This window comes from Pseudomonas sp. NPDC087690 (assembly GCF_044743175.1).
Lineage (GTDB): Bacteria > Pseudomonadota > Gammaproteobacteria > Pseudomonadales > Pseudomonadaceae > Aquipseudomonas.
Genome location: NZ_JBIUVX010000102.1, coordinates 320 through 1,108, shown reverse-complemented (window position 1 = coordinate 1,108; position 789 = coordinate 320). Strand labels below are relative to the sequence as shown.

Below are 789 nucleotides of genomic sequence, written 5' to 3'. Positions count from 1 at the left end.
TCGCTCTGTCCGCTGTCGTGGTTGATGCACGTGGCGTAACAGTAGGCGCAATGACCGGACTCCGTAAAGAGGCTCGTGAAGCTGGCGTTTACGTACGTGTTGTACGTAACACCCTGCTCAAGCGCGCTGTTGCTGACACTGAATACAGTGTTCTCAACGACGTGTTCACCGGCCCGACCTTGATCGCATTCTCCAACGAACACCCGGGCGCTGCTGCTCGTCTGTTCAAAGAGTTCGCTAAAGGTCAGGACAAGTTCGAGATCAAGGCAGCTGCGTTCGAGGGCAAGTTCCTCGCAGCTAATCAGATCGACGTTCTGGCAAGCCTGCCGACCCGTGACGAAGCAATTTCCCAGCTGATGAGCGTGATTCAAGGCGCTACCAGCAAATTGGCTCGTACTCTGGCGGCACTTCGCGACCAGAAAGAAGCTGCTGCAGCCTGAGGCTGAGCGTTTCCTCTCTCGCGTATTTTTGTTTATTTCGATGGCCTCCAGGCTATCCCCCAATTCAGGAAATAAGTCATGTCTCTGACTAACGAACAAATCATCGACGCAATCGGCGAAAAATCGGTTCTGGAAATCGTTGAGCTGATCAAGGCAATGGAAGAGAAGTTCGGCGTATCCGCTGCCGCTGCTTCGGCTGGTCCAGCTGCTGCTGCCGCTGTTGTTGAAGAGCAAACCGAGTTCAACGTTGTTCTGCTGGAAGCCGGCGAGAAGAAGGTTAACGTGATCAAGGCAGTTCGTGAACTGACCGGTCTGGGCCTGAAAGAAGCCAAAGAGAAAGTAGACCGCG

General features: G+C 53.9%; 1 protein-coding gene and 1 pseudogene. Both read left to right on the top strand.

Translation table 11 applies throughout. From position 1 onward, the window contains the following. A partial coding sequence (rplJ, locus tag ACIPIZ_RS29595; RefSeq protein ID WP_401169054.1) for a 50S ribosomal protein L10 occupies positions 1-440 on the top strand: 440 nt, incomplete at its 5' end. 78 nt (positions 441-518) lie between these two features. Beyond that, positions 519-789 (top strand): annotated as a pseudogene (gene rplL / locus ACIPIZ_RS29590) (50S ribosomal protein L7/L12); the annotation flags it as partial.